The sequence below is a fragment of the Mesorhizobium alhagi CCNWXJ12-2 genome (genome assembly GCF_000236565.1).
GTDB classification, from domain to species: domain Bacteria; phylum Pseudomonadota; class Alphaproteobacteria; order Rhizobiales; family Rhizobiaceae; genus Allomesorhizobium; species Allomesorhizobium alhagi.
The window spans coordinates 45,658-67,910 of the sequence record NZ_AHAM01000172.1 but is presented as its reverse complement, the minus strand read 5'-3'; the positions used below and the strand labels follow the sequence as shown (position 1 = coordinate 67,910).

At 62.7% G+C, this 22,253-nt stretch carries 23 protein-coding genes and 1 pseudogene; 7 read left to right on the top strand and 17 right to left on the bottom strand.

The annotated features are described in order from the left end of the window. The 9 genes and pseudogenes from MAXJ12_RS38935 to MAXJ12_RS20000 form a co-directional block, all read right to left on the bottom strand. Positions 1-150, bottom strand: a pseudogene (locus tag MAXJ12_RS38935) (ABC transporter ATP-binding protein); the annotation flags it as partial. A 37-nt stretch (positions 151-187) separates the two neighbouring features. Continuing rightward, a complete protein-coding gene (gene glpD / locus MAXJ12_RS20035; protein WP_008837797.1) occupies positions 188-1,711 on the bottom strand; it encodes a glycerol-3-phosphate dehydrogenase in 1,524 nt (507 codons plus the stop codon). Positions 1,712-1,855: 144 nt separating this feature from the next. Further along, on the bottom strand, positions 1,856-2,620 hold the full coding sequence (locus tag MAXJ12_RS20030; RefSeq protein WP_008837796.1) for a DeoR/GlpR family DNA-binding transcription regulator: 765 nt from the start codon (positions 2,618-2,620) through the stop codon (positions 1,856-1,858). Positions 2,621-2,743: 123 nt separating this feature from the next. After that, the gene (locus MAXJ12_RS20025) at positions 2,744-4,156 is read right to left on the bottom strand and encodes a pyridoxal phosphate-dependent decarboxylase family protein (RefSeq protein WP_008837795.1); all 1,413 of its coding nucleotides are present in this window, start codon (positions 4,154-4,156) and stop codon (positions 2,744-2,746) included. 35 nt (positions 4,157-4,191) lie between these two features. Further along, the gene (locus MAXJ12_RS20020; RefSeq protein WP_008837794.1) at positions 4,192-4,923 is read right to left on the bottom strand and encodes a proteasome-type protease; all 732 of its coding nucleotides are present in this window, start codon (positions 4,921-4,923) and stop codon (positions 4,192-4,194) included. A gap of 32 nt (positions 4,924-4,955) precedes the next feature. Beyond that, a complete protein-coding gene (locus MAXJ12_RS20015; RefSeq protein WP_040587024.1) occupies positions 4,956-5,750 on the bottom strand; it encodes a transglutaminase family protein in 795 nt (264 codons plus the stop codon). Between the two features lie 14 nt (positions 5,751-5,764). After that, positions 5,765-6,706: an alpha-E domain-containing protein gene (locus MAXJ12_RS20010; protein WP_008837792.1), complete on the bottom strand. Its 942-nt coding sequence runs from the start codon at positions 6,704-6,706 to the stop codon at positions 5,765-5,767. Between the two features lie 103 nt (positions 6,707-6,809). Then, positions 6,810-7,208: a four helix bundle protein gene (locus MAXJ12_RS20005; RefSeq protein WP_008837791.1), complete on the bottom strand. Its 399-nt coding sequence runs from the start codon at positions 7,206-7,208 to the stop codon at positions 6,810-6,812. Between the two features lie 42 nt (positions 7,209-7,250). Beyond that, entirely contained in the window at positions 7,251-8,663 is a 1,413-nt protein-coding gene (locus MAXJ12_RS20000; RefSeq protein ID WP_008837790.1) for a circularly permuted type 2 ATP-grasp protein, read from the bottom strand. Between the two features lie 299 nt (positions 8,664-8,962). On the opposite strand from MAXJ12_RS20000, the gene MAXJ12_RS19995 reads away from it, so the two are divergent. Continuing rightward, positions 8,963-9,562, top strand: coding sequence for a YdeI/OmpD-associated family protein (locus MAXJ12_RS19995; RefSeq protein WP_008837789.1), 600 nt, complete (start codon positions 8,963-8,965; stop codon positions 9,560-9,562). Positions 9,563-9,592: 30 nt separating this feature from the next. Here the strand turns inward: MAXJ12_RS19995 and tgt are convergent, their stop codons facing one another. After that, on the bottom strand, positions 9,593-10,723 hold the full coding sequence (tgt, locus tag MAXJ12_RS19990) for a tRNA guanosine(34) transglycosylase Tgt (RefSeq protein WP_008837788.1): 1,131 nt from the start codon (positions 10,721-10,723) through the stop codon (positions 9,593-9,595). Positions 10,724-10,858: 135 nt separating this feature from the next. Between tgt and MAXJ12_RS19985 the strand changes: the two genes are divergently transcribed. Then, the gene (locus tag MAXJ12_RS19985) at positions 10,859-11,251 is read left to right on the top strand and encodes a GFA family protein (protein ID WP_008837787.1); all 393 of its coding nucleotides are present in this window, start codon (positions 10,859-10,861) and stop codon (positions 11,249-11,251) included. Here MAXJ12_RS19985 and queA read toward each other — a convergent pair. The 5 genes from queA to coaD are packed head-to-tail and all read right to left on the bottom strand — an operon-like array spanning position 11,239 to position 14,411. Then, the gene (gene queA / locus MAXJ12_RS19980; RefSeq protein ID WP_008837786.1) at positions 11,239-12,318 is read right to left on the bottom strand and encodes a tRNA preQ1(34) S-adenosylmethionine ribosyltransferase-isomerase QueA; all 1,080 of its coding nucleotides are present in this window, start codon (positions 12,316-12,318) and stop codon (positions 11,239-11,241) included. The genes MAXJ12_RS19985 and queA overlap by 13 nt on opposite strands. Then, positions 12,318-12,767: a DMT family transporter gene (locus MAXJ12_RS19975; protein WP_008837785.1), complete on the bottom strand. Its 450-nt coding sequence runs from the start codon at positions 12,765-12,767 to the stop codon at positions 12,318-12,320. Before MAXJ12_RS19975 ends, queA begins: the two co-directional genes overlap by 1 nt. Positions 12,768-12,776: 9 nt before the next feature. Continuing rightward, positions 12,777-13,292: a peptidylprolyl isomerase gene (locus MAXJ12_RS19970; protein WP_008837784.1), complete on the bottom strand. Its 516-nt coding sequence runs from the start codon at positions 13,290-13,292 to the stop codon at positions 12,777-12,779. A gap of 26 nt (positions 13,293-13,318) precedes the next feature. Beyond that, positions 13,319-13,903: a peptidylprolyl isomerase gene (locus tag MAXJ12_RS19965; protein WP_008837783.1), complete on the bottom strand. Its 585-nt coding sequence runs from the start codon at positions 13,901-13,903 to the stop codon at positions 13,319-13,321. Positions 13,904-13,913: 10 nt separating this feature from the next. Continuing rightward, positions 13,914-14,411 (bottom strand): pantetheine-phosphate adenylyltransferase, encoded by a 498-nt coding sequence (gene coaD / locus MAXJ12_RS19960; protein WP_008837782.1) that lies wholly within the window; start codon positions 14,409-14,411, stop codon positions 13,914-13,916. Positions 14,412-14,606: 195 nt separating this feature from the next. Between coaD and MAXJ12_RS38255 the strand changes: the two genes are divergently transcribed. Beyond that, a complete protein-coding gene (locus MAXJ12_RS38255; protein WP_008837781.1) occupies positions 14,607-14,747 on the top strand; it encodes a hypothetical protein in 141 nt (46 codons plus the stop codon). Positions 14,748-14,797: 50 nt separating this feature from the next. On the opposite strand, the gene gyrA is transcribed toward MAXJ12_RS38255, so the two are convergent. Both gyrA and MAXJ12_RS19950 read right to left on the bottom strand, forming a co-directional pair. After that, positions 14,798-17,605: a DNA gyrase subunit A gene (gene gyrA, locus MAXJ12_RS19955; protein WP_008837780.1), complete on the bottom strand. Its 2,808-nt coding sequence runs from the start codon at positions 17,603-17,605 to the stop codon at positions 14,798-14,800. 207 nt (positions 17,606-17,812) lie between these two features. Then, positions 17,813-18,664 (bottom strand): helix-turn-helix transcriptional regulator, encoded by an 852-nt coding sequence (locus MAXJ12_RS19950; protein WP_008837779.1) that lies wholly within the window; start codon positions 18,662-18,664, stop codon positions 17,813-17,815. A gap of 85 nt (positions 18,665-18,749) precedes the next feature. Between MAXJ12_RS19950 and MAXJ12_RS19945 the strand changes: the two genes are divergently transcribed. The 4 genes from MAXJ12_RS19945 to MAXJ12_RS19930 all read left to right on the top strand — a co-directional run bounded on the left by MAXJ12_RS19945 (position 18,750) and on the right by MAXJ12_RS19930 (position 22,215). Continuing rightward, positions 18,750-19,292 carry a hypothetical protein gene (locus MAXJ12_RS19945; protein WP_008837778.1) on the top strand — a complete coding sequence of 181 codons (543 nt, stop codon included), beginning with the start codon at positions 18,750-18,752 and terminating at the stop codon, positions 19,290-19,292. 14 nt (positions 19,293-19,306) lie between these two features. Next, positions 19,307-19,684 carry a VOC family protein gene (locus MAXJ12_RS19940; protein ID WP_008837777.1) on the top strand — a complete coding sequence of 126 codons (378 nt, stop codon included), beginning with the start codon at positions 19,307-19,309 and terminating at the stop codon, positions 19,682-19,684. Positions 19,685-19,775: 91 nt separating this feature from the next. After that, positions 19,776-20,405: a MarC family protein gene (locus MAXJ12_RS19935; protein WP_008837776.1), complete on the top strand. Its 630-nt coding sequence runs from the start codon at positions 19,776-19,778 to the stop codon at positions 20,403-20,405. 70 nt (positions 20,406-20,475) lie between these two features. After that, positions 20,476-22,215 (top strand): adenylate/guanylate cyclase domain-containing protein, encoded by a 1,740-nt coding sequence (locus tag MAXJ12_RS19930; RefSeq protein ID WP_008837775.1) that lies wholly within the window; start codon positions 20,476-20,478, stop codon positions 22,213-22,215. Positions 22,216-22,253: the final 38 nt, after the last annotated feature.

Here is a 22,253-nt window from a genome sequence, read left to right as displayed (position 1 = left end):
GACCCCCGCCATCAGCCGCATCAGGCTGGTCTTGCCCGAGAGCGTAGGCCCAAGAAGCACGTTGAGCGAGCCATGCTGGAGCGTCAGCGACACATCCCTGATGTGGTCCGCGCCGGCCACCGTCTTGGTTACGTTTCTCAGTTCCAGCATTGCGCCTCCTCCAAGGCCATCCTGCCCATTGTGCCGTTCATTCTGCTGCTGCTATCGCGCCGCGCGCGCCGCTCATGTAGCGGTCGAGAGCGTTTGTCTGCTCCGGCGTCAGCTTCAAACCACGCTTGGTCCTGCGCCACAAAACATCTTCCGCCGTCACTGCCCATTCCTGGTTCATCAGGTAGCGCACTTCCGCCTCGTAGAGATCGGCCCCGAAATGCCGGCCGAGATCGGACTGCGACCGCGCCAAGCCTAGCAGAGTTTTGGCCCGCGTGCCGTAGAGCCTGGTCAGCCGTTGCGCATGGCCAAGGTCGAGGAATGGATAGGCGGATTTCAGCTTCGCCACCTCCGCAGCGAAACCGGTCGCCGGGAAATCGCCGCCCGGCAGCGGCGCGCTGGCGGTCCAGGGTTTGCCGCGCTTTCCGAGATGCTCCTCGACCTTTTCCAGCATGGATTCGGCCAGACGCCGGTAAGTGGTGATCTTGCCGCCGAATATATTGACTATCGCGGCCTGCCCATCCGGCACATCCGACTTCAACACGTAGTCGCGGGTCGCCTCCTGCGCCTTCGAGGCGCCGTCGTCATAGAGCGGGCGCACCGCCGAATAGGTCCAGGCGATGTCCTTGCGCCGCACCGGCTCGACGAAATACTCGCTGGCAGCCGCACAGAGATAATCAATCTCCGCGTCGGTGATCTTCGCTTCCCGCGGGTCGCCGAGATAGTCCTGGTCGGTCGTGCCGATCAGCGTGAAATCTCCTTCGTAGGGAATGGCGAAAATGATCCGGCCATCCTTATTCTGGAAGAAATAGGCGCGAGGATCATCGAATTTCTTCTGAACGACAATGTGGCTGCCCTGAACCAGGCGGACATTGTGGACATCGTTCTGCCCGACTGCGCCGGCGAGCACCCTGTCCACCCACGGCCCGGCCGCGTTGACGATCAGGCGGGCCTTCACCGTCTCGACCGTCTTGTCGGGCAGATTCTCGACGTCGATCGTCCAGTGGCCGGTCTCGCGCCGCGCCCGCACCACTTTGGCTCGCGTCCGGATCGTCGCGCCACGCTCAGCCGCGTCGCGGGCGTTGAGCACCACCAGTCGGGCGTCATTGACCCAGGCGTCCGAATATTCGAAGGCCTTGCGGAACAAGGGTTTGAGCGGCTTTCCTGCCGGATCCCGCGTCATGTCGAGCGTGCGCGTCGGCGGCAGCAATTTGCGCCCGCCAATATGGTCATAAAGGAAAAGCCCGAGCCTGATCAGCCATGCCGGGCGCAGGCCCTTGGCGTAGGGCAGAACGAAGCGCATCGGCCAGATGATGTGCGGCGCCGCCTTCCACAGCACCTCGCGCTCCATCAGTGCCTCTCGCACCAAGCGGAATTCGTAATGCTCGAGATAACGCAGGCCGCCATGAATCAGCTTGGTCGAGCCGGAGGACGTACCGCTGGCGAGATCGTTCATCTCCGCGAGGAAGACCGAATAGCCCCGGCCCGCGGCGTCGCGGGCTATGCCGCAGCCATTGATGCCGCCGCCAATGACGAAAATGTCATGGATGGGAACCGCGTCCAAAGAAAAATTCCTCCAGAGTTTCGCAGTGCAGCATATTATGCCGTTTCGAAACCATATGGGAATTATTTCGAAGTTGGAACGAATGTCAAACGAAAATCGGAGCCGAGCAAAATTTACGCTTTTGTATGCGCCGAAAGCCGCCGCTCAGCGCGACGTTTCGATCAGTTGCACCTCTGTCTCCTCGCAGATGCGGCGCACCGTCGCGATGTCGCAATGGTCGGTAATAAAGGTGTCCACCTGCGAAAGATGGCCGATCCGCACCGGCGCGGTGCGCTCGAATTTCGTCGCGTCGGATACTAGTATGACGTGCCGGGCGTTGGCGATGATCGCCTGCGCCACTTTCACTTCGCGAAAATCGAAATCGAGAAGCGCGCCGTCATGGTCGATGGCCGAAGCGCCGATGACCGCGTAGTCGACCTTGAACTGCTTGATGAAATCGACCGCCGCCTCGCCGACCACGCCGCCGTCGGAGCCGCGCACCACCCCGCCGGCAATCACCACCTCGATGCCAGGATATACCCGCATCCTGTTGGCGACATTGATGTTATTGGTGATGACCATCAGCCCGACATGGTCGAGCAGCGCCTTCGAGACGGCTTCCGTCGTGGTGCCGATATTGATGAACAGCGAGGCATTGTCCGGGATCAGCCGCGCCGCGGCCTTGCCGATCGCCTCCTTCTCGTCGGAGGCGATCTTGCGTCGCGCCTCGTACTCCATATTCTCGATGCCGGAGGGAAAGAGCGCGCCGCCATGGATGCGGCTGAGCAGGCGCTGGTCGCACAAATCGTTGAGGTCCTTGCGGATCGTCTGCGGCGTCACACCGAAATGGGAAGCGAGATCGTCGACGAGCACGCGGCCATTGTCCTTGGCCATCTGTACGATTTCGGAATGCCGCGCCGACAGATACATTTCCGATCCTCCGCTTTCGTTTTTGGCTTTATCATACGAAAACGAAAGCGGTCGGCTGTCAATCCTCCTCACAGTCGAATTCGACCGAAATAGCCTAGGCTGCTAATAGAGGCGGCTCTTCACTCAATTCAGCAATTCGGCCGCATCCGTGATCGCGTCGAAAGCCGCGTCGACGTCGGCCTCGGTCGTTTCGAACTGACCGGCCTGGAAGCGGATCGCCACGCGCCCATCAACCCGGGTCTGGGTGAGATAGATGCGGCCAGCATCGTTGACGGCGTTGACGAGCCGCAGATTGTGCTCGTCGCCGTCACGCCCTTCCGGGGCACGATGGCGGAACGAAAACAGCGAAAGCATCGGCTCGGTGACAATCTCGAAGCGCGGCTCACGGCCGATCCTGGCCGCCAGCGCCTCGCTCCAGCGGACGTGGTCGCGAATCTTCGTCCGCAGGCCTTCGAGCCCGTAGGCCCGCAACAGGAACCACAGTTTCAGCGCACGGAAGCGGCGGCCGAGCGGCACCGACCATTCGGAATAGTTGATGACGCCGTCCTTGCCGTGGGTTTTCAGATATTCCGGCTGGATGGCAAGCGTTTTCACCAGGCTTTCTGGCTCGCGGATGAATTGGACAGAGCAATCGAACTGCGCGCCGAGCCATTTGTGCGGGTTGAAGACGACGGAATCGGCGTCCTCGACGCCGGCCCAGAAATGCCGAAACTCAGGGCAGATCATCGCCGATCCGGCCCAGGCCGCGTCAACATGGACGTATAGCCCGTGCTTTCGCGCCACGGCGCATACGCCCGCAACGTCATCGGTACCACCGACGCTGGTTCCGCCGACACAAGGAATGATCCCGATCGGGAGCAATCCTGCCTGCCTGTCGCGGATAATCTGCGCTTCGAGCGCGCCGACATCCATTGACCGCCAGAGTCCGCTGGTCGGGATGCGCACCAAATTGTCGCCGCCGATGCCGGCGACCCAGATGGCGCGGTCGACCGAGGTGTGCACCTGCTCCGAGCAATAGACGCGAAGGGCCTTGTGCCCGGACAGTCCGGCGCGGTTGCCCTGCCAGTCGAGCGCACGCTCGCGCATGGTCAGTACAGCGGCGAGCGTCGCCGACGAGGCCGAATCCTGGATGACGCCGGAAAAGCCTTCGGGCAGGCCGAGCGCCTGGCGCAGCCAGTCGATCATCACGGTTTCGAGTTCGGTCGCCGCCGGCGAGGTCTGCCAAAGCATGCACTGCGCGGCCATCGCCGAAACCAGATATTCGGCGACGACCGAGACCGGCGCGGCGTTGGCCGGGAAATAGGCGAAGAAGCGCGGATGCTGCCAATGCGTCATGCCTGGCAAGATCTGCTCTTCGAAATCGGCGAAGATCGCCTCCATGGACTCCGCCGCCTCGGGCGGCGAAGGCGCTATTTGCGCTGCTATCGCGCCGGGCTGCGTGCGCGCCCGCACCGGCCGGTCGCGCAGCATCGCGCGGTAGTCGGCGCCCCATTCGGCCGCAACATGCGACCATTTGCGAAACTCTTCGCTGTCCAAGCACCCCTCCTTTGCCGGCCGTAGGCCGGGCGCATCTATTCGGGAAAATCGGGCAGGCTCTTGAAGGCCAGTTTCAGCGCGTTCGACCAGCCGTCCGAAACGGTCCGGTAATATGGATCATCATGGCCGATGCGCTTGTTGAGCGCCACCCTGAACGTGTCGTTCTCGTAGAACAGCAGGTCGAGCGGCAAGCCGACCGAGAGGTTCGATTTCAGCGTCGAATCGAACGAAACCATGAGCAGCTTCACCGTCTCGGCAAAGCTCATGGTTCGGTCATAGGCCCTGACGATGATCGGCTTGCCGTATTTGGTCTCGCCGACCTGGAAGAACGGCGTGTCGTCGGTCGATTCGATGAAATTTCCTTCCGGATAGATCAGGAACAGGCGCGGCGCGGAGCCGCGAATCTGGCCGCCGACGATGAAGGAGGCGTTGAAATAGGAATCGGCGCGCTCTCCGGCCGGCGTCGAATCGGCGATCACCTCCTTGACCGTGTCTCCGACCAACCGCGCTGTCTGGAACATTGACGGCGTTGCCAAAACAGTCGGCGTGCGGTCTTTCACCGCCTTCATGCGCTCGTCGAGCAGGCTCACCACCGCCTGTGTGGTGGCCAGATTGCCGGCCGACATCAGGACCACGACGCGCTCGCCGGGCTTTTCCCAGACGTGCATCTTGCGGAAAGTCGAAATCGAGTCGATCCCGGCATTGGTGCGGGTGTCCGACATGAACACCAGCCCGCGATCGATCTTGAGGCCGACACAATAGGTCATCGAATCTCTTCCGGCGGTGAATTTGCCGGAAATTACTGCTCCACAGTGATACGGACCGCAAGCTGTTCCGCCGCCTGTCCAATCCTAATCCCCGACACCGGGGCGGCGTCGCGATAGTCGCGGCCGGTCGCCAGCCGCACATAACGCTCGTCGGGGGAGATACCGTTGGCGGCGTCGAAGGCAACCCAGCCGAGCGATTTCACATGGGCCTCGGCCCAGGCATGGCTGGCCGCCTGCTCGGTGGCGGTGTCCATCATCAGATAGCCGCTCACGTAGCGCGCGGGAAAACCGAGCAGCCGCGCCGCCGAGATGAAGATATGCGCATGGTCCTGGCAGACGCCGCTCTTCAGCGTCAGCGCCGCCTCGGCGGTTGTGGCGGCATCGGTCACGCCGGCTGTATAGACGACGCGTTCGCCAATCACGTTCATCAAGCGGTGCAGCCGTTCGATGTCGGAACCGCCGCTGATCGAGGCTGCGAGGTCACGTATGCCCTCGCCGGCTTCGGTCAGCGGCGTCTGCCGCTCGAACAGCCAGAGTGGAGCAAAGCCCTGATGCGCACCGGTCACGCCGGCCTTGTTGTGCGTCAGCACCTCGCCCGCGGCCTCGACGCTGACGATATGCGGCTCGCCCTCCATGCTGACCAGCCTTGTGTCATTGCCGAACTGGTCGGTGAAGCGCACCTCCTCGCGCGCGCCTTCGATGTTGAGCGACCAGGACTGCACCGATTGGCAGGCGCCGCCATTCGGCATCAGCTTCAGCCGCTGCAGGCCATACTGGATGGGAAAGTCGTAGCGGTATTCGGTGCGGTGGGTGATCTTCAGACGCATCGGACCGCCCGCCATCAGTGGAATCGGTAATGCTCGGCGACCTCATCGCCCAGCCGGTAATTGTCACGGATGAAGTCCATCAGGAATTCGTGCAGGCCGGAATCGAATATCTCCTTGATCGACCCGACCTTCAGCTTGGCCAGCGTCTCGGCGACCGTTTTGTGGCACACATGGCGCATGCCGTACGCCTCATCGAGATAGTTCAGGCTTTGCGAAATGTTGCGGTAGCAGAAGGCCAGCGAGCGCGGCATGCGGCCGTCGAGGATGAGATAATCGGCGATGTTGGTCGGGCGGTAGTCGGCCTCATAGACCCAGCGATATGAGCGATGCGCCGAGACAGAGCGCAGGATCGATTCCCACTGATAATTGTCGAGAGACGAGCCCACCCATGAAATCGACGGCAGCAGCACGTAGTATTTCACGTCGAGAATGCGCGCCGTATTGTCGGCCCGCTCGATGAATGTGCCGATCTGCGAAAAGTCAAAGATCTCGTTGCGCAGCATGGTGCCGTAGAATGCGCCGCGTATCAGCGCCGTCTCGCGCTTGATGGCGTCGAGCACCTTGGGCAGTTCGCGCTCGTCGATCGGGTCAGCGAGCATGCGCTTCAGCGACATCCAGGCTTCGTTGATGCTCTCCCAGGTCTCGCGGGTCAGCGCGGTGCGAACCATGCGCGCATTGCTGCGCGCGGTTTCGATCGACGACATGACGCTGGAAGGATTTGATTTGTCGCGCAGCAGGAAATCCGCGACAGGTCCGGCCGAAAGATCGTCATACCGGTTGCGGAACTCGGTCTCGCATCCGGCGCTCAGAAGTACGGAGGTCCACTCCTCCGCCGAACTCGCCGTCCTGGTCAGCGCCATGCGCAACCCGGCATCGACCAGCCGCGCCATGTTCTCAGCCCGCTCGATATAGCGGTTCATCCAGTAGAGACCGTTGGCGGTGCGACCGAGGAGCATGTCAGGGCATCCTGGGGAGCAGCGAGCGGCGACGGGGAAACAGGCAGTAGGCAGTAGGCAGTGGGCAGTGGGCAAATAGAAAATTGTGGACCGATGAAAGCATTCAAGTCGTCCTCTGCACGCTTCGCATTAAGGCGCGGAGCATCTTTCCAATGTGCTCGGATTTTTGAAGGAGAAATTCCTCTTGAGTTGAATCCAGATATCCGATCCGCTTTGCGATTATGACGTGAGTTTCCAATTCCTTGAGCGATCCCTGCGCTATGCGAAGAAATTGAATGTACGATCCGGTGTTGTCCCGTCCGTAACCTTCGGCAATGTTGGCGGCGATTGACGTGCTCGATCGTCTGATCTGCGAAGTCAGCCCGTAGGTTTCGCTTGTCGGGAAGCTCTTCGTTTCTGTGTAGCACGCGACCGTCAACTCGATGGCAGCCTGCCAGACGCGCAAATCCCGGTAGGATTCGATCGCCTTGCCTATGAGCACGTCTTCTCGGACTTCGACCATCAACTGCCTACTGCCTACTGCCTACTGCCTATTCACCAACCCCTAATCATCCAGCACCCACGTATCCTTCGTCCCTCCCCCCTGCGATGAATTGACGACCAGCGAGCCTTCCTTCAGCGCCACCCGCGTCAGCCCGCCCGGCACGATCTGGATGCGGTCGGAGACCAGCACGAACGGCCGCAGATCGACATGGCGCGGGGCCAGCCCCTTCTCGGTCAGAATCGGGCAGGTAGACAGCGACAGCGTCGGCTGGGCGATGTAGTTGGACGGCTTGGCGGCAAGCTTTTTGGCGAAATCCTCGCACTCCTTCTTGCTCGCCGCCGGTCCGACCAGCATGCCGTAGCCGCCGGAACCGTGCACCTCCTTGACCACCAGTTCGGCGAGGTGCTCCTGCACGTATTTCAGGCTGTCGGGCTCCGAGCAGCGCCAGGTCGGGATGTTACCGAGGATCGCCTTACGGCCGGTGTAGAATTCGATGATTTCCGGCATGTAGGAATAGATCGCCTTGTCGTCGGCTATGCCGGTCCCCGGAGCGTTGGCGATGGTGATGTTGCCGGCGCGGTATACATCCATGATGCCGGGCACGCCGAGCGCCGAATCCGGATTGAAGGTCAGCGGATCGAGGAAGGCGTCATCTACGCGCCGGTAGAGCACGTCAATCTGCTTGTAGCCCTCGGTCGTGCGCATCGCCACATGGCCGTCAACGACCCGCAGATCATGGCCCTCGACGAGCTGGACGCCCATCTGGTCGGCCAGGAAGGCATGCTCGAAATAGGCGGAATTGTAGCTGCCCGGTGTCAGCACCGCGATGCAGGGCGCGTCCGTTATGCCGTTCGGCCGCAGCGTCGCCAGCGACTGCCGCAGAAGCTGCGGATAGTTCTCCACCGGCCGGACCTTGATCCGCTGAAACAGCTCGGGGAAGAGCTGCATCATCGTCTCGCGGTTCTCCAGCATGTAGGAGACGCCGGAAGGCGTGCGCGCATTGTCCTCGAGCACGTAGAACTCGTCCTCGCCGATACGCACGATGTCGACGCCGATGATATGGGTATAAACGCCGCCGGGCGGGCGCACGCCGATCATTTCGGGCAGGAACGCCTCATTGTTGGCGACCAGTTCCTTCGGCACGCGACCGGCCCGCAATATTTCCTGGCGGTGGTAGATGTCGTCGAGGAACGCGTTCAACGCCTGGACGCGCTGCTCGATGCCCTGCGTCAGCCGCCGCCATTCATGTCCGGAAATGATGCGCGGCACGATGTCGAAGGGGATCAGCCGCTCCGCCGCTTCCTCCTCGCCATAGACCGCGAAGGTGATGCCGGTCTTGCGGAAGACCCGTTCGGCGTCGCGCATCTTTTCGGTCAATCGTGCCGGATCCTGGTTCTTCAGCCAGCCGTCATATCCGGTATATGGTCTTCGCAGTCCGGTTGGTTCCGGCAGCATCTCGTCGAAAGCGACCACGCACGAACTCCCCTGTCCCCGCATTTCAATTGCGTCTGCCGGGAAAAGCAAGCGCAATCGCTTGGGACGCGGGCGCGATCAGGCCTTTGCCCAATTTCGCGGCAGGCTGCCTGCGCCTGTTGAAAACGGATTGGGCAGAAGGCGACAAGTTCCGCCGGCGTCGGTTCGGCAGGCCGCTGAAGCCATGCCTCCGTTCCACGTATGCTATGATGGAATCAGCACGGCTTCGGCGGCGGGCCGGTGTCCGGCATCACCTGCAGTCATCAAAATGCACCGAGCACACAGAGCGAAAGATCCCGATGGCGCCCTTCACGGTCGATCCCGAAAAGGTTCACGAGTTCAAGGACGCCGAGAGCTTCTACGACTGGCTCGGCAACCATCATGACACGGAAGACGAAGTCTGGATCAAGATCCACAAGGTGGGTTCGGGCCTACCATCGATCACCCCCAAGGAGGCAATCGACGTGGCGCTCTGCTGGGGCTGGATCGACGCGATCCGCAAAGGTTTCGACGACAAGAGCTATCTGCAGCGCTACACGCCGCGCGGCATGAAGAGCGTCTGTGGCCAGATCAACGTCGACAATGTCGCCCGGCTGATCGAGGAAGGCCGCATGACCGAGCACGGGCTTGCGCAAGTCGAGGCGGCCAAGGCCGACGGGCGCTGGGACCGCGCCTATAAGAGCGGAAAGGACATGAAAATTCCCGACGACCTCCAGGCGGCGATCGACGCCGAGCCCAAGGCAAGGGAAATGCTCGCGAAATTGAGCGCACAGAACCGCTTTGCCCTCGCCTTCCGCACCCACAACATGAAGACCGAGGCGGGCCGCAAGAAGAAGATCGCGGCTTTCGTCGAGATGCTCAAGCGCGGCGAGACGATCTACCCGCAGGGTAGGAAGTGAATCCCGGCGTCACCTGATTCTCGGCACTCCCTAAAGCGGCGGCAGGTCGCCCTTGACCCAGCCTTCGGTGATTTCTGCAGTCCGTTCCTCGAACGCACCGGCCGATATCGCGTCGCGGATCTGGCCCATCAGGCTCTGGTAGTAAGAAAGATTGTTCCAGGTCAAAAGCATCGCGCCGAGCGCTTCCTGCGAGCGGACCAGATGGTGCAGATAGGCGCGGGAATAATCGCGCGCCGCCGGGCAGTCGCTCTCCTCGTCGAGCGGGCGGTGATCGTCGGCATGGCGGGCGTTGCGCAGGTTGACCTTGCCGCGCCTTGTGTAGGCGAGGCCGTGGCGGCCGGCACGCGTCGGCATCACGCAATCGAACATGTCGATGCCGCGGGCGACCGATTTCAATATGTCGTCTGGCGTGCCGACACCCATCAGGTAGCGCGGCTTTTGCGCCGGCAGTTCGGGACAGGTGATCTCCAGCATTTCGAGCATCACCGCTTGCGGCTCGCCGACCGCCAACCCGCCGACCGCATAGCCCTTCAGATCCATCGTTGCCAGCGCCCGCGCCGATTTCTCGCGCAGCAGTGCATCGTCGCCGCCCTGCACGATGCCGAACATCGCCTTGCCCGGCTGCTCGCCAAACGCCGTCTTGCAGCGCTCGGCCCAGCGCAGCGAAAGCTCCATGGCGCGCTCGATTTCCTTGTCCTTGGCCGGCAGCGCGGTGCACTCGTCAAGCTGCATCTGGATGTCCGAGTCCAGCAGGCCCTGTATTTCGATCGAGCGTTCCGGCGACATTTCGTAGGCCGCGCCGTCAATATGCGAGCGGAAGGTCACACCCTGTTCGTTGAGCTTTCGCAGCTTCGACAGCGACATGACCTGGAAGCCGCCGGAATCGGTCAGGATCGGATACGGCCAGCGGGCAAATTCGTGCAGACCGCCGAGCCGCGCGACGCGCTCGGCGCCGGGCCGCAGCATCAGGTGATAGGTGTTGCCCAGGATGATGTCGGAGCCGACGCCGCGCACCTGGTCCATATACATGGCCTTGACGGTGCCGCCGGTGCCAACCGGCATGAAGGCCGGCGTGCGGATCGTTCCGCGCGGCATCGAGATCTCGCCGCGCCTGGCCTTGCCGTCGGTGGCGAGGAGGGAAAAGGAGAATGTCTGGTTCATGCCCTGCCCTTAGCGGCCACAGGGCGTCAAGACAATCGGGCGACTGCAACCCGCTTGATCTCGGCGGCAATGCTTGCCGGGAAAGACTTGCCCGCATACCCTGCTATGGGTGAGAGCGACTGGTCGAGGCGAACGATGATCGAGGGTTCCTGCCACTGCGGCGCCGTGAACTGGCGCTTCGAGGCAACGCCGGAAGGGGCGACGGCCTGCAACTGCACTGTCTGCCGCCGTTACGGAGCGCTGTGGATCTATGGGCATGAGGGCGAAGACGTCACCGTGTCCGGCCCGACAAAAGCCTATTCGCGGGGGAAACACCTGGATTTCAATTTCTGCCCCGAATGCGGCTGTGTCGTCTCGTGGCGGGCGAACCGAACAGGAAAGACAAGCGGTCGCCGGCGCATCGCCGTGAACGTCCGGCTTGCGGAGCCGGCGGCTGTCGCGGACATACCGATCGACCATTTCGACGGGTTCGACACGTTCGAGGATCTGCCCCGCGATGGCCGGAAGGTCTCCGACTACTGGTTCTGAGCCCTGAAAAGCAGGCAGGCGTCTCCGTAGGAGTAGAACCTGTAGCCGTTTTCGATCGCATGCGCATAAGCCGCGCGCATCGTCTCCAGCCCGCTGAACGCCGAGACCAGCATGAACAGCGTGGAGCGAGGCAGGTGGAAATTGGTCATCAGCACGTCGACTATTCTGAAGCGGTAGCCCGGCGTGATGAAGATGCTGGTCGCGCCCGACCACTCGGTGAGTGTTCCGTCATCGCGCGCAGCGCTTTCGAGCAGCCGGAGCGAAGTCGTGCCGACCGATACCACACGGCTGCCGCGCGCCCGGGCGGCATTCACCGCCGCAGCCGTTTGCGCCGATACGCTGCCGCTTTCGGCATGCATCTTATGGTCGGCGGTGTCGTCCACCTTGACCGGGAGAAAAGTCCCCGCCCCGACATGCAAGGTGACGAAATGCCGTTCGATGCCCCGCGCGTCGAGTGCCGCGAACAGTTCCGGCGTGAAATGCAGTCCGGCGGTGGGTGCGGCGACGGCCCCCTCGTCGCGGGCGAAGATCGTCTGGTAGTCCGTGCGGTCGCGCTCGTCGTCCGGCCGCTTCGATGCGATATAGGGCGGCAGCGGGATGTGCCCGACCGCATGCAGTGCCTCGTCCAGGAACGGGCCGGACAGGTCGAAGGCGAGCAGCGCCTCGCCGCCTTCGCGCTTCTCAATAACGGTCGCGTCGAGCGCGCCGAGGAAACACGAATTGCCGTCATGGCCGAAATGGATGCGGTCGCCAGCCGCCACGCGTTTTCCCGGCCGGACAAAAGCCAGCCAGCGGTCAGGGGCCACGCGCATGTGCAGCGTCGCGTCAACCTGCGCCGACGCGTCGCCGCGCCGCCGCACGCCCTTCAACTGCGCCGGTATCACCTTGGTGTCGTTGAAGATCATCACGTCGCCGGGCTGAAGCAGCGCCGGCAGCTCGACCACGCCGCGGTCCTCGACCCCCTCACCTGGCCTGACAACAAGCAGCCGCGCGGCATCGCGCGGCTCGGCGGGACGCAGCGCGATCCGGTCTTCCGGCAGGTCGAAGTCGAACAGGTCGACGCGCATCAGTAGATACGGATCATCAGCGCACCGGCGAGCAGCAGCAGCGCTCCCGCGACTCGGCCTACGGAAATTTCCCGTACCGCCACGCCGAGCAAGCCGACCCTGTCGATCAGCATGCCGGCGAGCAACTGCCCGGTGACTAGGAAAGCCATCAGCGCCGCAGCACCCAAACGGGGCGTCAGGATGACGGCGCTGGTAACGTAAGCCGCGCCCAGGCAGCCTCCCGCTACGAAGAGCCACGGTGCCGGCGCCCGCCAATTGAGCGCCAGGCCCTGCACCTGCACGAGCACGGCGGAAACGATCGCCAGCACGATGGCGCCGGCGAGGAAAGACGAAGCGGCCCCTGCCACCGACAGGCCGAGGTCGCGCGCCAGTTGCGCATTGACAGGCGCCTGTATCGCGATGAACGCGCCAGCCAGAATGCCTAGCAGCGACCAGAAAAAGCCTGCCATGCGTGCGCCTCAGGCAGCGATATCGGCCGCCACCTTCATCGACACGATCTTGTCGGGATCCTGCACCGGCTCGCCGCGCTTGATCTTGTCGACATTCTCCATGCCTTCGATGACTTGGCCCCACACCGTATACTGCCGGTTGAGGAACGCCGCGTCGTCGAAGCAGATGAAGAACTGCGAATTGGCCGAGTTCGGGTTCTGCGATCGCGCCATCGAGCAGGTGCCGCGGCTGTGATTCATGTTGGAGAACTCGGCCTTGAGGTCGGGCTTGTCCGAACCGCCCATGCCGGCGCGCGAAGGATTGAAAGACGTCTTGGTCGAGTTGCCGAACTTCACGTCGCCGGTCTGGGCCATGAAGCCGTCGATCACGCGGTGGAAGACGACGCCGTCATAGGCGCCCTCGCGCGCCAGTTCCTTGATGCGGGCCACATGGCCCGGCGCCAGGTCGGGCAGAAGCTCGATGACGACCTTGCCCTTGGTGGTTTCCATGACGAGCGCGTTTTCGCGATCCTTGATCTCGGCCATCCCGAATTCCTTTTCTGCTTATTTGTTCAATTGCCGTCGGCGGCGATGCGCACCTTGACCATGCGATCCGGCTCGCTGACAACCCCGTTCATGGCGGGGTCGCCCTTTTTCACCTGATCGATCAGTTCCATGCCGCTCTCGACAGTGCCGACGACCGTGTACTGGCCTTCGAGGCCGGGATTGGGCGCAAACATGATGAAGAACTGCGAATTGGCCGAATCCGGGCTCTGCGCGCGCGCCATGCCGACCGTGCCGCGCACATAGGGCTCGGCCGAGAATTCGGCAGGCAGATCGGGCAGCTTGGAGCCGCCGGTGCCGGCGCGGTCCGGATCGAAGCCGTCCTTCATGTCTCCGAATTCCACGTCGCCGGTCTGCGCCATGAATCCCTCGATCACCCGGTGGAAGGCGACATTGTCATACTCGCCGCCGCGCACCAGCGCCTTGATCTGCTCGACATGCTTGGGCGCGAGGTCGGGCCGCAGCGCGATGGTCACATCGCCCTGTTCCAGCGTGATGACCATGGTGTTTTCTGGCTCCGCCGCGATTGCGGCCGAGCCGCCAAACAGGGCCGCCGCAATAATCAGAGACGAAGCAAGCTTCCTGAGCTTCATGGATTTTTCCTCAATGAGCGAATTTTTCGGCGAGCGCGCCGGCGACCACGGCCGGAACGAAGGGGCGGATATCGCCTCCCATGCTGGCTATCTGGCGGACAAGTGTGGCGGTAATGGTGCGGACGGAGGGGCTCGCCGGCAGGAAAACGGTCTGCAGATCGGGCGCCATGGTTTCGTTCATGCCGGCCATCTGCATCTCGTAGTCGAGATCGGTGCCGTCGCGCAGGCCGCGTATCATGGTCGATGCGCCATGCTTGCGCGCCGCATCGATCACCAGCCCGTCAAACGAGATGACCTTGATGCGCTCCGCATCGGCGCCGAACTCGGCGCGCGCTACCGACTCGATGAGTTCGATCCTCTCCTCCAGGGAAAACAGCGGCTTCTTGCCTGGATGAACGCCTATTGCGGCGTAGATCGTGTCGGCGACGGCCAGCGCCGCCTTCAACACGTCGAGATGGCCGTTGGTCAGCGGATCGAACGATCCCGCGTAGATAGTGATGCGTTTCATGGAAGCTGCTTCTAGCCGGGCCTAAGATCAAACGCAATTCGCATGGGCGGAGCCGCCGCTGCTCGGCGTGTGCAAGATGAACCGCAGATGAACGGCTGCATCACGAAAGGTTCAACCGGCCGCCGATAAACCGCCTCTACAAATTCGGAAACCAAATCGCCATGTAACCATTGTAGTGATCAGGAGAACAAAACCATGCTGATCTATATGCTCGCCGCCGCAATGACCATTGCAATGCTTATCGCCACGGCCTTCGGCCTCCATCAGGAAGCCGCACGCGTCCGCCTCGATGAGCGCAACGACCGCTCACGCGGATTCGGTCCGCGCCAGCGTTAAGTCGTCTCGGCTGATCGTCGCGGCAGTTTTCCGCCGCGACCGAAAGCATCCTATTCTTCTTTTCCGCCGTCTCCGGCTTCCGAGACTTCACCCGGCACGGCGGCCTCAGCGATAATCTCCTCCACTTCCTCATCGCTCTGCGGCTCCGAGATGCGCTCGACCGAAACCACCTTCTCGCCGTCAGCCGTGTTGAAGATGGTGACGCCCATGGACGTACGGCCCTTGCGCGATATGTTGGAGACCGGAACCCGGATCACCTGCCCGCCATCCGATACCAGCATGATTTGATCTTCAAGGACGATCGGAAAGCACGCTATCAGACGACCGATTTTGTCCTGAGCTTCTTTTGCGGTATCTGTCGCCCGAATGCCCTTGCCACCGCGACCTTTCGTCGGAAATTCGAATGACGATGAGTATTTGCCGTAGCCCAGTTCGCTTACTGTCAAGATCAGCTGCTGTTCAGCCTTCATGGCATCATACTGGTCGTCGCCAAGCACCACGACTTCCGACACATCTTCGTTCACGAGCGCTACGGCCTCATCGACGTCGTTATCATCTCCGCGAGCCGCGCGCCGCTCGGCCGCACTCCTCTTGAGAAATGCCTCACGCTCCGCTGTCGATCGGTTTGAGTGACGCAAAACGGACATCGAGATGGCACGGTCACCCTCCCCTAGGGAAATGCCGCGCACGCCCTGTGAGGAACGGCCGGCAAACACGCGCACATCCGTCACCGGGAAGCGGATGCACTGGCCGCTATCGGCGGTGAGCAATACGTCGTCATTGTCCGTGCAGGTCTCGACGGCGAGGATGGCGTCGCCCTCCTCGTCGAATTTCATGGCTATCTTGCCGTTGCGCTTCACATCGGCGAAGTCGGACAGCTTGTTGCGCCTGACCGTGCCGCGCGTGGTGGCGAAGATCACGTCGAGCTTGTCCCACTCCGACTCGTCCGGCAGCGGCAGGATCGCGGTAATGCGGTCGCCGGCATCCAGCGGCAGCATGTTGCGCAGGAATTTTCCCCGCGACTGCGGCGTGCCGATCGGCAGGCGCCAGACCTTTTCCTTGTAGACGATGCCGCGCGAGGAGAAGAACAGGATCGGTGTGTGGGTGTTGGCCACGAACAGCCGCGTGACGAAATCCTCGTCCTTGGTCGACATGCCCGAGCGGCCCTTGCCGCCGCGCGCCTGCGCCCTGTAGATCGAGAGCGGCACGCGCTTGATGTAGCCTTCATGCGTGACGGTGACGACCATGTCCTCGCGCTGGATCAGGTCCTCATCATCCATGTCCGCGCCGCCTTCGGCAAGCTCGGTGCGCCGCGGCGTGCCGAACTCGTCGCGCACGGCGGCAAGCTCGTCCTTGACGATCTGCTGGATACGCACGCGCGACGACAGGATGTCTAGATAGTCGGCGATTTCCGCGCCGATCGTGTTCAACTCGTCGGCGATCTCGTCGCGTCCGAGCGCGGTCAGGCGCTGCAGGCGCAATTCGAGGATGGCGCGCGCCTGCTCTTCAGAAAGATTGTAGGTGCCGTCCTCATTGATGCGGTGGCGCGGATCGTCGATCAGGAGGATCAGCGATTCCACGTCCTGCGCCGGCCAACGGCGCTCCATCAACTGCTCGCGCGCCGTCTGCGGATCGGGCGCCTGGCGGATCAGCTTGATGACTTCGTCGATATTGGCGACCGCGATCGCCAGGCCGACCAACACATGGGCGCGGTCGCGCACCTTGCGCAGCAGGAATTTCGTCCGCCGGCTGATGACCTCCTCACGGAAGGCGACGAACGCCCTCAGTATGTCGATCAGGTTCATCAGTTCCGGCTTGCCGCCGTTCAGCGCAACCATATTGACGCCGAAGGACGTCTGCAGCGGCGTGAAACGGTAGAGCTGGTTCAGGATGACGTCGGAATTGGCGTCGCGCTTCAATTCAATGACGACGCGGTAGCCCTGCCGGTCGCTCTCGTCGCGGATGTCGGAAATGCCCTCGATGCGCTTTTCGCGCACCAGATCGGCCATTTTCTCGATCATCGTCGCCTTGTTCACCTGATAGGGAACCTCGGTGATGATGATGGCTTCGCGGTCGTTGGCGCGCTCCTCGATGATGACGCGGCCGCGCATGACGACCGAGCCGCGCCCGCTCGAATAGGCATTGTAGATGCCGGAGCGGCCGAGAATGATGCCGCCGGTCGGGAAATCGGGACCGGGAATGATCTCCATCAACGCCGGCAGCTCGATCGCCGGGTTGTCGATCAGCGCGATGGCGCCGTTGCACACTTCGCCCAGATTGTGGGGCGGGATGTTGGTCGCCATGCCGACCGCGATGCCGCCGGAACCGTTGACCAAAAGGTTGGGAAAGCGCGCCGGCAGGACGCGCGGCTCCTGGCCGGACGCATCATAAGTGTCCTGGAAATCGACAGTGTCCTTGTCGATGTCCTCCAGCAGCTCGTGCGCGACCTTGGTGAGGCGCGATTCCGTGTAGCGCATGGCCGCCGGCATATCGCCGTCGATCGAGCCGAAATTGCCCTGCCCGTCGATGAGCGGCACGCGCATCGACCAGTGCTGCGCCATGCGCACCAATGCGTCGTAGATCGAGGCGTCGCCATGCGGGTGGTATTTACCCATCACGTCGGCGACCGGCCGCGCCGACTTCACATATTTGCGATTCCAGTGATAGCCGCTCTCATGCGCCGCAAACAGGATGCGCCGGTGCACCGGCTTCAGGCCGTCGCGCACGTCCGGCAACGCACGGCTCACGATGACGCTCATGGCATAATCGAGGAAGGAGCGCTCCATCTCCTCGATGATGGAAATCGGCTCGACGCCGGATGGGCCGTCGGGGCCGCGCGGAGTTTTGATGTCGGTCAAATCGGATCACGCAATATGGGGAATCACTTGCTCCTTATATAGGAAGTGACTGGCGATCTCCAACATTCGGACGCGAAATCCCGCCGATATCCAGAGTTGATTTTTCGATTTGAATCAAATGGATAGAAGCGGTTTTCGGAGGCTGCGACGAGATGTCTGCCGCGATACCGGGCGGCTGGCGTGAAAGTCTCCCGTTCCAGCGCCGGCTCAAAGGATTGAAGCGCCCGTGCCGCCGCTACGATGGCGGGCGCGGAATGCGCCGGGCGTCACGCCCATGATCCGCCTGAAACGCCGGTTGAAAGTGGAAAGGTCGTTGAAGCCGGCATCGAAGGCGATGGCCGAAATCGGCTCGTCCGACAGCCGCAGCCGCACCGCCGCCCGGTGCAGGCGGGTTCTCAGGACATATTGATGCGGCGTCATGCCGGTCATCCGGCGAAAGGAGCGCAGGAAATGGAACGGGCTGGTCGCCGTCTCGCCGGCCAGATCGGCGAGCGCGAGCGGTTCGTGCGCGGCCAGTTCGATGCGGCGGACAGCCTCGCTGACGCGGCGCTGGTCGAAACGGCTCGGCCGGCGCGGCTGATCCGCCGCCGTGCCGGCAAGCGTCGATGCGACGCCGCCGGCCAGCCGCAAGGCGATTTCACCCAAAGCCCCGGCGTCGCCGTCGTCCCGCGCGATCTCCGCCTCCGCCAACAGGCGCGCGAAATCTCTCAGCGGCGGCAGGCGCGGCGCGGCGAAGCCGAGTTTCCTCGCCCCCGGCGTCTCGGCCACGACTCCCTCCAGAAACTCCGGCGAATAGTGAAAAGACAGGCAGCGGTCGCCCGTCGCATGTTCGTGCCCGCATTCGAAGCAGGAGCCGGCATTGCCGAGCAGCATCGAGCCGGGCGTGAGCACCGCAGTTCCCTGCGTGGCGCTGTAGCGAAAGGTCCCGTCAGTCACGGCCGCGATGCAATAATCGCCATGCTGCTCCTCGAACGGACGGTCATGAACGCCGGCGCGGCAGATCAAATCGTGGACCCGCCAGCCCGGACCAGACGCACGTAGTTGGGCGGTCACTGTCATAGCCAAAAGATAGCAATTTTTCCCAAGCCGATGAAGCGGCCGGCCGGCATCATGGCCGCATCTGCTGACAATCGGGAGCCGTATCATGTCCCAGGCCAATTCCTTTGCCGAAGCCCTGCACTCCGCCGGCCCGGCGTCCGGCCACGCCGAAAAGCTGAACCTCTACAGCCGTTTCGTCGGCGCATGGTCGTTCGACGCAAAGCGCTTCCCGGAGAACGGCAAGGTGCTGACCGGCCGCGGCGAAATCCATTTCGGCTGGGTGCTCGAGGGCCGCGCGATCCAGGATGTCTGGATCTTGCCCGCCAGGGACGCCGGGCCGACGCCGTCGCTTGGAAACTGGACCTTCTACGGCACGACCTTGCGGGTCTACGACCCCGGCCTCGACGCCTGGCACATCATATGGAGCGACCCGCGCAGCCAGTATTACAGTCGCCAACTCGGCCGCGCGGAGGGCGACAACATCGTCCAGCAGGGCGCCGACGATACCGGCGCGACTGTCCGCTGGAGCTTCACCGACATCACCGACGACGCGTTCCGCTGGACAAGCGAACGCTCGCACGACAACGGCGCCACATGGCGGCTGGAAGTGGAGGTCCTCGCCCGCCGGGCCGCTGCCACTCAACGATAGCCATGGAGAAAAACATGCTCGACCATATCTCGATCGGCGTTCGCGACATCGCCGCGACAAAACGCTTCTACGACGCAGCACTCGCGCCGCTCGGCTATTCCTGCCTAAGCGCATCCGACAGTTCCCTCGGCTATGGCAAGAATGCCGTCGGCCTCTGGATCAGCCGCGTCGAAACTCCTGTACCCGATGACGCCGGCTCCGGCCTGCATATCTGCTTCACCGCGCCGTCGCGGCAAAGTGCCGACAGCTTCCACAGCGCCGCGCTTGCCGCCGGCGGCCGCGACAATGGCCGTCCCGGCCTGCGGACCGACTATGGCGAGGGCTACTACGCAGCCTACGTCGTCGATCCCGACGGCTATCGGCTGGAGGCCTATTGCGGCAAAACCGGGTGACCGGTCTGTCGAACTGACCTGAATGCGCATTGCTGGCGCTCCGCTTTGCCTTGTTCTATTACCGGATGGGTAGAGAGGCGGGGAGCTGGCAATGCCGAGTTACGACAGCGTCTTCAACGCCTTCGTCACGCTTCTGGTGACCATCGATCCGCCGGGCCTGGCGCCGCTCTTCCTCGCCGTCACGCGCGGCATGAACCGCGACGAGCGCCGGCAGGTCTCGGTTCGCGCCTCGATCATCGGTTTTTCGGTGATGGCGCTGTTTGCGCTGGCCGGCGCGCTGATCCTGTCGGTGCTCGGCATCACCCTTCCCGCCTTCCGGGTGGCGGGCGGCCTGCTCCTGTTCTTCATCGCCTTCGAGATGGTGTTCGAAAAGCGCCAGGATCGGAAAGAAAAAATATCCGATGTGGCGATCACCAGGGACCACATCCACAACATCGCGGCCTTCCCGCTGGCGATACCGCTGATCGCCGGCCCCGGCGCAATTTCGGCAACGGTGCTGCTTTCGGGTTCGTTCCAGGGTTTTGCCGCCCAGGCGGCGCTGGTCGGCATCATCGCCGTATGCCTGCTTTTGACCTATCTCGTCTTCATTCTCGCCGAGCGCATCGACGGGCTCCTCGGCCAGACCGGCCGCTCCATCCTGACCCGCCTGCTCGGCGTGATCCTCGCGGCGCTTGCCGTCCAGTTCGTCGCCGACGGCATCAGGGAACTGATGGCGGTTTGACGAGCACGCGCTCTTCCGCACTTACCTGCAGTGCTTTATGATCGATCGATCCTGCCCTGAGGGGGCTTGCATGGAGCGGAAGCTCGCGGCGATTCTCGCTGCCGACGTCGTTGGCTACTCGGCTCTCATGGAGCGCGACGAGGCGGGAACGTTCGACCGCCTGAAAGCCGGCCGCAAGGAGCTGTTCGAACCCGAAATCGAAAAGCGCCACGGCCGCATCTTCAAGCTCATGGGCGACGGGTTGCTCGCCGAATTCGGCAGCGTCGTGAACGCGGTGGAATGCGCCGTGTCGCTGCAGCGCGGATTGGCGGAACGCAACGCCAATGTCGCGGAAAACGAGCGCATCGAAGTTCGGATCGGCGTCAATCTCGGCGAGGTCATCATCGAGGGCGAGGACTGCTACGGCGAGGGCGTCAATGTCGCCGCGCGACTCGAGCAACTCGCCGAACCCGGCGGCATCTGCATCTCCGGCAAGGTCGCGCGCGAAGTCGAGAAGAAACTGGCTTTCACGTTCGAATCCATGGGGGATCAGCAGGTCAAGAACATCGCCGAGCCTGTACGCGCCTATCGCGTCATTATTGGTGGTTCGGCCCCGCCGATGTTGGCCAAGCCTCTTGCCCTGCCCAGCAAGCCCTCTGTCGCGGTGCTGCCTTTCACCAATATGAGCGGCGACCCGGAGCAGGAATACTTCGCCGACGGGCTGGTTGAAGATCTGATCACCAGCCTGTCAAAGATGCCCGGAATTTTCGTGATCGCCCGCAATTCCACCTTCGCCTACAAGGGGAAAGCGGCGGACATCCGCCAGGTCGCGAAGGAACTGGGGGTGCGCTACATCCTCGAAGGGAGCGTCCGCAAGGCCGCGAACCGTCTTCGCATCACCGGCCAGCTCGTCGAGGGAACGGACGCAACCCATGTCTGGGCAGACAAGTTCGAGGGCGCGATCGAAGACATCTTCGATCTGCAGGATCGGCTGACGGAGAGCATCGTCGGAGCGATCGAACCATCGATCCGGCGCGCCGAGATAGAGCGGGCTCGGCGCAAGCGTCCCGACAGCCTCGACGCCTACGACATCTATCTGCGGGCTCTGCCGCACGCCCATGCAAACACGCCGGCCAATACGGACGAAGCGCTACACCTTCTCAACGAGGCCTTGCTGCTCGACCCGAACTACGCGGTCGCGCACGGATATTTGGCGTGGAGTTACGAGCAGCGTTTTCTCCGCGGCGGTTTCCATCTTGACGACAGGGCGGCCGCGCTGAGACACGCCGGCCTCGCGCTGAGCATCGGCGCCGACGATCCGCAGGCGCTGTGCATCGGAGCGTTCGTCTACGCAAATATCAGTCACGACTATGAAAACGCCATCGGCGCGCTCGACCGGGCGCTGAAAATGAACCCCAATTCGGCACTCGGTTTCGGCTTCAGCGCACTGGTGCACATGTTTTGCGGACGCTACGAACGGTCGACCGATGACGCTCACAAGGCGTTGCGGCTCAGCCCGTTCGATCCGTTGAACTACCACCCCTATCTGGCGCTGGCTTGGGCCTCTCTGTTCACCCGCCGCTTCGAGGAAGCCGCCGTCTATTCCACCTTGGCAATCCAGTCCAATCCCGGCTTCAGCATACTCCACGCGACCCTGGTGGCCAGCCACGCCAGCCTCGACCGTCTCGATGCGGCTCGTGTCGCAGCCGCGCGGCTTCTGGAAGTCGCTCCCGGATGGACGATAGGCGGTTTCGTGAAGATGGATCTCGTGCGCCCGCATTTGATGGATGAGCTCGCCGGTGCGTTGCGGAAAGCAGGGCTGCCCGATTGAATTTCGGGAGCGACTTGCGGGGCCAGTTGGCAAAAACA

Excerpts from the sequence above, each read along its gene's own strand:
- MAXJ12_RS20020 (WP_008837794.1), bottom strand. The coding sequence starts at position 4,923 with ATGACCTATTGTGTCGGCCTCAAGATCGATCGCGGGCTGGTGTTCATG.
- MAXJ12_RS20010 (WP_008837792.1), bottom strand. The coding sequence starts at position 6,706 with ATGCTCCTCGGTCGCACCGCCAACGGTCTCTACTGGATGAACCGCTAT.
- MAXJ12_RS19970 (WP_008837784.1), bottom strand. The coding sequence starts at position 13,292 with ATGGCCGAGATCAAGGATCGCGAAAACGCGCTCGTCATGGAAACCACC.
- MAXJ12_RS19950 (WP_008837779.1), bottom strand. The coding sequence starts at position 18,664 with ATGACAGTGACCGCCCAACTACGTGCGTCTGGTCCGGGCTGGCGGGTC.
- MAXJ12_RS20030 (WP_008837796.1), bottom strand. The coding sequence starts at position 2,620 with ATGTATCTGTCGGCGCGGCATTCCGAAATCGTACAGATGGCCAAGGAC.
- queA (WP_008837786.1), bottom strand. The coding sequence starts at position 12,318 with ATGCGCGTCGACCTGTTCGACTTCGACCTGCCGGAAGACCGGATCGCG.
- MAXJ12_RS38255 (WP_008837781.1), top strand. The coding sequence starts at position 14,607 with ATGCTGATCTATATGCTCGCCGCCGCAATGACCATTGCAATGCTTATC.
- MAXJ12_RS19995 (WP_008837789.1), top strand. The coding sequence starts at position 8,963 with ATGGCGCCCTTCACGGTCGATCCCGAAAAGGTTCACGAGTTCAAGGAC.
- MAXJ12_RS19985 (WP_008837787.1), top strand. The coding sequence starts at position 10,859 with ATGATCGAGGGTTCCTGCCACTGCGGCGCCGTGAACTGGCGCTTCGAG.
- MAXJ12_RS20015 (WP_040587024.1), bottom strand. The coding sequence starts at position 5,750 with ATGCGTCTGAAGATCACCCACCGCACCGAATACCGCTACGACTTTCCC.
- MAXJ12_RS19935 (WP_008837776.1), top strand. The coding sequence starts at position 19,776 with ATGCCGAGTTACGACAGCGTCTTCAACGCCTTCGTCACGCTTCTGGTG.
- coaD (WP_008837782.1), bottom strand. The coding sequence starts at position 14,411 with ATGAAACGCATCACTATCTACGCGGGATCGTTCGATCCGCTGACCAAC.
- MAXJ12_RS19940 (WP_008837777.1), top strand. The coding sequence starts at position 19,307 with ATGCTCGACCATATCTCGATCGGCGTTCGCGACATCGCCGCGACAAAA.
- MAXJ12_RS20005 (WP_008837791.1), bottom strand. The coding sequence starts at position 7,208 with ATGGTCGAAGTCCGAGAAGACGTGCTCATAGGCAAGGCGATCGAATCC.
- MAXJ12_RS19930 (WP_008837775.1), top strand. The coding sequence starts at position 20,476 with ATGGAGCGGAAGCTCGCGGCGATTCTCGCTGCCGACGTCGTTGGCTAC.
- MAXJ12_RS19945 (WP_008837778.1), top strand. The coding sequence starts at position 18,750 with ATGTCCCAGGCCAATTCCTTTGCCGAAGCCCTGCACTCCGCCGGCCCG.
- tgt (WP_008837788.1), bottom strand. The coding sequence starts at position 10,723 with ATGAACCAGACATTCTCCTTTTCCCTCCTCGCCACCGACGGCAAGGCC.
- MAXJ12_RS19975 (WP_008837785.1), bottom strand. The coding sequence starts at position 12,767 with ATGGCAGGCTTTTTCTGGTCGCTGCTAGGCATTCTGGCTGGCGCGTTC.
- MAXJ12_RS19965 (WP_008837783.1), bottom strand. The coding sequence starts at position 13,903 with ATGAAGCTCAGGAAGCTTGCTTCGTCTCTGATTATTGCGGCGGCCCTG.